Source organism: Catellatospora sp. NPDC049609 (genome assembly GCF_040675365.1).
In the GTDB taxonomy this organism is placed as follows: Bacteria; Actinomycetota; Actinomycetes; order Mycobacteriales; family Micromonosporaceae; genus Catellatospora.
In genome coordinates, this window is sequence record NZ_JBFAOU010000269.1 from 1 (window position 1) to 7,350 (window position 7,350).

The following is a 7,350-nucleotide window of genomic DNA, read 5'->3' on the forward strand; positions in this document are numbered from 1 at the left end:
GTCCCTGATAACATATTGCCCTACCCGCCGATCTTCGTAAATCGCCGGAGGGCCGCATGAACCCCGTCCCCACCCGCGCCCGGCGCGGATCGGGCCCGCGGCCGCGGGGCGACCGCGCCGGCCGGGCCGCCGCTTCGTGCCGCTTCCCCGAGACGGTGTCCGGCCGGTGCGGGCAGGTGGCGGCATGAGCGTGATCCAGGATGCGATCCTGTGGCTGAACGACCCGCTGAACTGGACCAATCCGGACGGGATCATCGCGCGGACCGGTGAGCACCTGTGGATCTCGGCGGCGGCGGTGGCGCTGGGGTGCGCGGTGGCATGGCCGCTCGGTATCTGGCTCGGGCACGTCGGGCGGGGCGGGGCGGCCGTGGTGACGGTGACCAACCTGAGCCGGGCGATCCCCACGGTGGCGCTGCTGACCATCTTCCCGCTGACCGTGATCGGCTTCGGGCCGCGCGCCATCATCCTGGCCATGGCCCTGTTCGCGATCCCGCCGCTGCTGGCCAACGCCTACCTGGGTCTGCGCGAGGTCGACCCGGAGGTCCGCGACGCGGGCCGGGGCATGGGCCTGTCGGGCTGGCAGCTGCTGCGCAAGGTGGAGCTGCCGCTGGCGGTGCCGTACCTGGCCAACGGGTTCCGCATCGCGGCGGTGCAGGTGATCGCCACGGCGACGCTGGCCGCGTTCGTCAACGGCGGCGGGCTCGGCATGATCATCAGCCGTGGTTTCGGGCTCGGCCTGAACGCGGGCGGCGGGCAGGTGCTGGCCGGCGGGCTGTTGGTGGCGCTGCTGTGCCTCGGGATGGAGGGGCTGCTGGCACTGGCCGAGAAGGCGCTGCTGCCCAGGGCGCTGCGCCGGGGCGCGCACCGGCCGCCCGCCTCGGTCAGCGACGCGCTGCCGGGTGAGGGCTGAGCCGCAGCACGGCGGCGGACGCCTTCCCGGGGCGACGCCCGGCAGGCGGTGACCGTCGCGGGTGGACTACCGCAGCAGTCCCCGGTCGGCCAGTTCGGCGGTGAGCCGGGCGTTGCCGGTGTACCAGATGGTGTCGATGCCCGCGGCGCGGCCGCCCGCGACGTAGGCCGGCTTGTCGTCGACGAAGACGCACTCGGCCGCCGTGCGACCGATGCGGGCCAGCGCCTTGGCGAAGAAGAGCGGATCGGGCTTCATGTGCCCGAACTCGTGCGACACCAGCAGCCCGGCGATCTCGGGCCGGTCGGCGAACCGGCGGCGGATCATCTCGGCCCGGCGCGGCTCCTGGTTGGTGGCCAGGTACACCTCGTCCACCGCCATGTGCGGCAGCAGGTCGAGCAGCTCGGTGTTCACGGTCACCGCGGCCTCCAGCCACTCGGTGAAGAACGGCTCGGCCGTCACCCCGGTGGTGTGCCGGGCCAGCGCCCGCGCCACCACCGCCAGCATGTCGCCGTCGCCGACCAGCGCGCGCTCCTCGCCCGGATCGTGCAGCAGGTCGTCCTGGAACGCCTGGTAGCCCAGATGCCAGTGGTGCCGTCGCTCCATCTCCGCGGCGAACGCCGGATCGGGGAAGAGCAGCACCCCGTCCACGTCCAGCAGCAGCGTACGCACCATGGCGCACAGCGTAGGGAGCGCGCAGCCCGCACCGCCATGACGTCGATCACCCCCGGCGCGCACCGAAGCTGCACTGACCTGCGGATGTGAACGGTTTGCGAAGTAACCGGCACGGGTAGAGCGAGCACGGTTCACGAAATTTCATCAGGATGTCCCAGGTACGGGCTAAGAAGGCGTTGAGAGATCTTTGCCAGACGGAAGGCTGAATACATGGCAACGCACACCCGGAGGGCGTCCGTCCTCCTGCTGTCCGCGCTCGGCGCGGCGGCGTTCGCGCTGACCGGCTGCGGCCAGGCGGGCTCCTCCGGCACCGAGGCCCCGCCCACCGCGTCCGGCGCCGGCTGCGCCCCGGTCGCGGGTGCGCAGCTGGTGGTCCTCGCCGACGACAAGAAGCTGCAGAACGCCGACAACGTCATCGCGGTGGCCAACGCGAAGGCCGCCTCGCCGGCGCTGCTGGCCGCGGTCGACAAGGTCGCCGCCGCGCTGGACACCCCGAAGCTGATCGCGCTGAACAAGGCCGTCGAGGTGGACCGCAAGACCTCGCAGGTCGCGGCGCAGGACTTCGCCACCCAGGCGGGCCTGACCAGTGGCCTGTCCGGTGGCAACGGCCCGGTCGTGGTCGGCGCGGCCAACTTCCCGGAGAGCCGCACCCTCGCCGAGCTCTACAAGATCGCGCTCAACGCGGCGGGCTTCCAGGCCACCGTGCAGACCACGGGCAACCGTGAGCTCTACGAGCCGGCCCTGGAGCGCGGCGAGCTGACGGTGTTCCCCGAGTACGCCGCGACCCTCACCGAGTTCCTGAACCAGAAGCAGAACGGCAAGGACGCCGCGCCCAAGGCCACCGGTGACGTCGACGCCACCGTGACGGCGCTGAAGGAGCTGGCGACCAAGGCCGGGCTCGCGATCGGCACCCCGTCCCAGGCCGCCGACCAGAACGCGTACGCGGTGACCAAGGCGTTCGCCGACCAGCACCAGGTGAAGACGCTGTCGGACTTCGCCGCCAAGTGCTCGGGCACCGCCTCGATCCTGGCCGGCCCGGCCGAGTGCCCGCAGCGCGCGTTCTGCCAGCCCGGCCTGCAGCAGACCTACGGCATCACGTTCGGCTCGTTCCTGCAGGCCGACGCGGGCGGCCCGCAGACCAAGACCGCCCTCACCACCGGCAAGGCCACCCTGGGCACCGTCTTCTCCTCCGACGGCACCCTCACCACCAACTGACCCACCACCGTCCACCGGCCCGGCGCACTCCCGCGCCGGGCCGCTGCTTTTCTGTGTCGATCATGAACTTATGGGCGTGTTCGACGGCGTGTCGCTGCCCTAACTTCATGATCGACTGCGGTCAGGCGAACCGGAACAGCCGGCCGGGCGGGCCCAGCGGCTGCGGCGGGGCGGTGAGGCGGTGCACGCCGACGGTGAAGAGGACGTCGGCGGGGGCGTCGAACGCCTGCTCGGTGAATCCGGCCTCGGCGAACCAGGCGCGGATCGCGGGGGTCAGGTCGGGGGCCCGGCGGGTGCGGGTCCAGATCACGGTCGCGCCGGGCGCGCACAGTCGCGGCAGCGCGGCGACGGTGGTGCGTACGTCGTCGTCGCTGATGTTGCCCAGCACGCCCGCGAACAGCACGAGGTCGGCGGGGACGGATCCGGCGTACGACGCGAGCAGGCCGGCGTCGGCGCACAGCACGGACACGTCGGCGCCGATGCGCGACGCCGCCTCTCGCGCGACGTCGGCGTTGCGCGGATCGAACTCGACCAGCCGGGCGCGCACCCGCCCCGCGTCGGGCCGCGCGGCCAGCACCCCCAGCAGGTCCCGGCCCTGCCCCGCGCAGGCGCTGACCACCGACAGGGACCGCTCCGGTCGCTCGTCGAGCCAGTCGTCGATATGCCGCCGCACCAGCCGCAGCCGCCGGGACAGGGGCGAGTCCGGATCCTCGTACGGCCGATGCCAGTCGTGCCAGTCCTTCGCCGGAGTCATCGGGACAGGCTGCCAGAGATCCCACCCCGCCGGGCCCCCGCGACCGACCCTGCCCCCGTCCGATCACAGGCCCACCCCGACCGCAGCCACCGCCGCGCCCGCCCAGTCAGATCAATCGATCATGAAGTTGTGGCACTGACACGCCGTCGAACACGGCCATAAGTTCATGATCAACGCGGCGCGGTGGGGGTGGTGGGGGTGGGGGTGAGGAGGGTGCTGAGGGTGGTGAGGGTTACGCCGGTGAGGGTGGTGAGGAGGGTCAGGCCGGTCATGGGGGCGAGCTTGACGGCGTGGGGGACGCCGATGACGCGGGCGCCGGCGGCCAGGGCGCTGGCCACGCCGGTGGGCGAGTCCTCGATGGCGAGGCAGTCGGCCACGTTCACGCCGAGCAGCTTCGCGGCGCGCTGGTACGGATCGGGGTGCGGCTTGGGGAACGCGACCTCGTCGCCGCAGACGACGGCGTCGAAGTTGTGCCGGCCCAGGGTGTCCAGCGCGATGTCCACGCACTGCCGGTTGGTGGAGGTGACCAGGGCCGTGGGCAGGCCGGCGGCGCGTACCTCGTGCAGCAGCTCGCGCGCGCCGGGCCGCCACACCAGGTCGGTGGCGAACAGCCCGGCGACCCGGTCGGTGATCCAGCGGGCGCTGGTCGCGGCGTCGCGCCAGGGCTGGCCGATGCCGTCGTGGAACAGCACCATCGACTCGTCGACCGAGCGGCCCACCATGGCCAGCCGCACCTCGACCGAGATCGCCGCACCGTACGCGTGCGCCAGCTCCTCGATCGCGATGTCCCACAGCGGCTCGCTGTCGAAGAGGGTTCCGTCCATGTCGAAGAGCACTGCCGCGGGAGTCACCCCGAAATGATCCCGCTCCGCGGTCCGCGTCGCAGGTCACCGTGGCTGACATCACGTCGCGCCGGGCCGGCCGGTGGTTTCGCCGATGCGCCCGGCGGCGGCCGCCCGAACACTGGGGCCATGACGGTCCAGATCTACGACATCATGGCCTGCAACGTGTACTGGGACTTCGACGACTCCGTGGGCCTGCCCAAGGAGCAGCACAAGTTCCTGGTCTCCTTCTTCCCGTCCGAGACGCCGGTGCCCGACCTGGTGGACCGGATCACGGCGCGCGGGCCGGGCGGGTACGAGGTCGCGTTCACGAACCAGATGTTCACCAACGCCAACCGCGACGGCTGGATCCACGACCCGTCGCTGAACTACCACTGGTACATGCTCAACGTGCCGACCGGCTTCCTGCCCGAGGGCACGTACACCATCGAGGTGACCACCAAGGACGGGCAGGTGCTCAGCCGCTCGCGGGAGCAGCGCGAGGCGCCGTCGCGGGCGATCGTGGACAGCTACCTGGCCAACCGAGACCGGCTCGGGTACACGCTGACCAGCTGGACCACCCTGGCCGAGCTGGGCGGCCCCGACGCGTACTACGTGTACCGGCTGGCGAAGGCGGCTTCGCTGCGCGAGTTCGACACGCAACGCCTGCTGTGGTGGGACAACATCTACCTCCAGCGGGCCCGCGGCATCGACCCGCAGGCGGGCCTGGACAAGGGCTCCGTGCAGCTGCCCGTCGAGCTGACGCCGGGCGAGAGCTACGGGCTGTTCGTCGAGATCACCGATGGCAACGTGCAGAGCGAGGCCAACATCTGCGTGTTCCAGCCGCACCGGTTCTTGCGGGCATAGGGCCTGCGGGCCTAGGGCCCGCGGGCGTCGCGCCTGAGTGGACCCGCCCGGCGGCGGGCTGTCGGGGGCGGTGGCTAACGTGTCGTCGTCCCCCTCCACCGTGAGAGAAGGCCCTCCCCCATGGCCGTTGAGACCACCTACCTCGAACTGTCCGAAGCCGACGGCGGCTCGCACAAGTTCTACGAGGTCATCGTCGACGACACGGAGATGACCATCCGGTACGGGCGCATCGGCGACGCCGGCGCCACGACGAAGACCACGTTCGCCGACCACGACAAGGCCCGCGCCGCGGCGGCCAAGAAGATCGGCGAGAAGGTACGCAAGGGCTACGCTCCCGCGGTCCAGGGCCAGCGGACCAAGCGGGCCGTGTCGCGCCGCGCCATCGTCAGCACCCGCTCGACCGCGAAGACCGCGCCGGTGCTGTGGCGCTACCGCTCGGGCACGTCCGCGTTCGGCATCTTCGTCGACAGCAAGGTATGCATGGTCGGCAACGAGGCCGGCGTGATCACCACCCTGTCGCACGACGCCGAGGTGCAGCAGCAGTTCAAGCTGCCCGACGGGGTCAAGTGCATCGTCGCCGACGACGCGTGGCTCTACGCCGGCTGCGACGACGGCAACGTGTACGACCTGTCCGGCAAGGTGCCGCGCCTGGCCTACCGGATCGCGCCCGACATCGACATCTACTGGCTCGACATCCACGACGGCATCCTCGGCGTCTCCGACGCGGGCGGCGGCGTGGCCGCGATCGACCACGAGGACGAGTTCCTGTGGCGGCGCAAGAGCGGCGGCTCGTCCGGCTGGATGGTGCGCTGCGACGCCGACGCCGTCCACCACGGCCACTCCGGCGGCGTGACCAGCTACGACTGGCGCACCGGCGAGCAGCGCTGGCACCAGAAGACCGGCGCGGTGCTGTTCGGCTGGCAGGAGAGCACGACGCTGTACGCGGGCACCGCCACCCGCGAGGTCGTCGAGTTCGGCAAGGACGGCTCGGCGCGGCGCGTCTACCGCTGCGACGCGGCGGTGTTCTCCTGCGCGACCAGCCCCGACGGCCAGTACGTGTTCGCCGGTGACAACAGCTCGTCGGTGTACTGCTTCGACAGCTCCGGCAACCGGCTGTGGAAGCTCGGCACCGGCTGCGGCTCGGCGTACTCGATGCAGTACCACGACGAGCGCCTCTACATCGTCACCACCGACGGGTCGCTGGCCTGCATCGACGCCACCGAGCCCGCGATCCGCGCCGCCGAGCAGGGCACCGTGCCCCAGGTCGTCGACGTCAAGGCCCCGCGCATGGAGGCCGTCGCCGCGTCCACCACGGTCGAGGTCGTCAGCGCCGACACCGGCGACGGCATCGTCCTGGAGTGCTTCGAGGAGGGCGGCCGCCTGCGCGTGCGCGTCATCTCCGAGGGCTACCAGCAGTCCTGGCAGGTCCAGTTCCCCAAGGGCATCCGCGAGCCCGGCGCCCGCTACCTCGTCTCCGAGGTCCGCGAGGCCTCCCGCGGCGGCTTCTACCGCGCCTTCGGCGAGATCCGTCGCCTGGCTTAGTGCTGCTCGGCGTTGATTCGTCGGGGGTCGCTCAGGTGACCGAGTTGTCGAGGTAGAGGCTGCTGGCGCAGTCGAGTGCTTCCTCGGCGGTGCCGGCGGTGTGGCCGCTGGGCAGGTACGAGTCTTCGTAGCCGTCCTTGCTGGCCAGGTAGATCGCGAAGCCCCACTGGTTGGCGTAGCCGCCGTAGCGCAGCCTGAACAGCGGCATGGTGGTGCCGTCGGCGAGGCGGCCGCCGATGTAGGCGAACACGCCACGGAAGCGGACGTCGACCGCGGTCAGGGCCGGCCAGTGCGTGCGGGCGTGTTCGGCCAGACGGTTGTGCAGTGAGGTCTTGGTCGACTCGGGCGGAGGTTTGGCCACGGCTGCCATAGTGCCGCACCCGGTGCGGCGTGTCGGTGCGGGCGCGGCGGTGTCCGGGATGGCAGAACATGTCGATGCCGCCGACGAGCCCGTACCCGATCGTCCTGGATTCTGAAGAGCACGCCGCGCTGGTGGCGTTGGCGCGAAGGCCTACGAGCGCGTATCGGCTGGTGGTGCGGGCGCGGATCGTGTTGGCCGCCGCGGGCGG

At 71.5% G+C, this 7,350-nt stretch carries 8 protein-coding genes; 4 read left to right on the forward strand and 4 right to left on the reverse strand.

Annotated elements, in window-relative coordinates; translation table 11 throughout:
- The first annotated feature begins 184 nt into the window (after window positions 1–184).
- On the forward strand, window positions 185–910 hold the full coding sequence (locus AB0J67_RS37790; RefSeq protein WP_363490059.1) for an ABC transporter permease: 726 nt from the start codon (window positions 185–187) through the stop codon (window positions 908–910).
- 66 nt (window positions 911–976) lie between these two features.
- Here AB0J67_RS37790 and AB0J67_RS37795 read toward each other — a convergent pair whose 3' ends face one another.
- The gene (locus tag AB0J67_RS37795; protein WP_363490061.1) at window positions 977–1,582 is read right to left on the reverse strand and encodes an HAD-IA family hydrolase; all 606 of its coding nucleotides are present in this window, start codon (window positions 1,580–1,582) and stop codon (window positions 977–979) included.
- Window positions 1,583–1,792: 210 nt separating this feature from the next.
- Here AB0J67_RS37795 and AB0J67_RS37800 point away from each other — a divergent pair, with 210 nt between their 5' ends.
- Window positions 1,793–2,797, forward strand: coding sequence for a glycine betaine ABC transporter substrate-binding protein (locus AB0J67_RS37800; protein ID WP_363490063.1), 1,005 nt, complete (start codon window positions 1,793–1,795; stop codon window positions 2,795–2,797).
- Window positions 2,798–2,918: 121 nt separating this feature from the next.
- Here AB0J67_RS37800 and AB0J67_RS37805 read toward each other — a convergent pair whose 3' ends face one another.
- Together AB0J67_RS37805 and AB0J67_RS37810 are read right to left on the reverse strand one after the other, a co-directional pair.
- Window positions 2,919–3,551: a class I SAM-dependent methyltransferase gene (locus AB0J67_RS37805; protein ID WP_363490065.1), complete on the reverse strand. Its 633-nt coding sequence runs from the start codon at window positions 3,549–3,551 to the stop codon at window positions 2,919–2,921.
- Window positions 3,552–3,721: 170 nt separating this feature from the next.
- The gene (locus AB0J67_RS37810) at window positions 3,722–4,387 is read right to left on the reverse strand and encodes an HAD family phosphatase (protein ID WP_363490073.1); all 666 of its coding nucleotides are present in this window, start codon (window positions 4,385–4,387) and stop codon (window positions 3,722–3,724) included.
- 135 nt (window positions 4,388–4,522) lie between these two features.
- Between AB0J67_RS37810 and AB0J67_RS37815 the strand changes: the two genes are divergently transcribed.
- Together AB0J67_RS37815 and AB0J67_RS37820 are read left to right on the forward strand one after the other, a co-directional pair.
- Window positions 4,523–5,239, forward strand: coding sequence for a hypothetical protein (locus tag AB0J67_RS37815; protein ID WP_363490067.1), 717 nt, complete (start codon window positions 4,523–4,525; stop codon window positions 5,237–5,239).
- Window positions 5,240–5,359: 120 nt separating this feature from the next.
- Window positions 5,360–6,781 carry a WGR domain-containing protein gene (locus AB0J67_RS37820; protein ID WP_363490069.1) on the forward strand — a complete coding sequence of 474 codons (1,422 nt, stop codon included), beginning with the start codon at window positions 5,360–5,362 and terminating at the stop codon, window positions 6,779–6,781.
- A gap of 31 nt (window positions 6,782–6,812) precedes the next feature.
- Here the strand turns inward: AB0J67_RS37820 and AB0J67_RS37825 are convergent, their stop codons facing one another.
- Window positions 6,813–7,142, reverse strand: coding sequence for a hypothetical protein (locus AB0J67_RS37825; protein ID WP_363490071.1), 330 nt, complete (start codon window positions 7,140–7,142; stop codon window positions 6,813–6,815).
- Window positions 7,143–7,350 lie beyond the last annotated feature (208 nt).

Bases quoted from the DNA above. Each gene is read 5' to 3' on its own strand.
- AB0J67_RS37820 (WP_363490069.1), top strand. From the start codon at position 5,360: ATGGCCGTTGAGACCACCTACCTCGAACTGTCCGAAGCCGACGGCGGC.
- AB0J67_RS37800 (WP_363490063.1), top strand. From the start codon at position 1,793: ATGGCAACGCACACCCGGAGGGCGTCCGTCCTCCTGCTGTCCGCGCTC.
- AB0J67_RS37815 (WP_363490067.1), top strand. From the start codon at position 4,523: ATGACGGTCCAGATCTACGACATCATGGCCTGCAACGTGTACTGGGAC.
- AB0J67_RS37795 (WP_363490061.1), bottom strand. From the start codon at position 1,582: ATGGTGCGTACGCTGCTGCTGGACGTGGACGGGGTGCTGCTCTTCCCC.
- AB0J67_RS37805 (WP_363490065.1), bottom strand. From the start codon at position 3,551: ATGACTCCGGCGAAGGACTGGCACGACTGGCATCGGCCGTACGAGGAT.
- AB0J67_RS37790 (WP_363490059.1), top strand. From the start codon at position 185: ATGAGCGTGATCCAGGATGCGATCCTGTGGCTGAACGACCCGCTGAAC.